This window comes from Streptomyces rubellomurinus (genome assembly GCF_000961885.1).
In the GTDB taxonomy this organism is placed as follows: Bacteria; Actinomycetota; Actinomycetes; order Streptomycetales; family Streptomycetaceae; genus Kitasatospora; species Kitasatospora rubellomurina.
The window spans coordinates 1-535 of sequence record NZ_JZKH01000311.1; the positions used below are offsets into that span (position 1 = coordinate 1).

Annotated in this window: 1 protein-coding gene; it reads left to right on the forward strand. The window is 76.4% G+C overall.

Annotation, left to right across the window (positions count from 1 at the left end; all coding sequences use genetic code 11):
• The coding region (locus tag VM95_RS37975) for an AMP-binding enzyme (RefSeq protein ID WP_045706175.1) at positions 1 to 535 on the forward strand (535 nt) is incomplete at both ends.

Below are 535 nucleotides of genomic sequence, written 5' to 3' on the forward strand. Positions count from 1 at the left end.
CTGGGGTGCGGACGGCCAGCTCCGGTACGCCGGCCGGGCGGACCACCAGGTCCAGCTGCGCGGCTTCCGGATCGAGCTGGGCGAGGTCGAGGCGGCCCTCGCCGGGCAGTCCGGCGTCGGCCAGGCCGCCGTCCTGATCCGGGAGGACCAGCCCGGCGTCCGGCAGCTCGTCGGCTACGCGGTGGCCGCGGACGGCGCCGAGCTCGACCCGGCCGGACTGCGCGCCGGCGTCGGCGAGGCGCTGCCCGACTACATGGTCCCGGTCGCCGTCGTGGTCCTCGACGCGTTCCCGGTGACGCCGAACGGCAAGCTGGACCGCAAGGCCCTGCCCGCCCCGGACCTGTCCGCGGGGACCACCGGGACGGCCGCCCGCGACGGGCGCGAGGAGGTGCTCTGCGGCCTGTTCGCCGAGCTCCTCGGCCTGGCGGCGGTCGGCGTCCACGACAGCTTCTTCGACCTCGGCGGCGACAGCATCGTCTCCATCCAGCTGGTCAGCCGCGCCCGCAAGGCCGGTCTGGTGATCACCCCGCGCCAG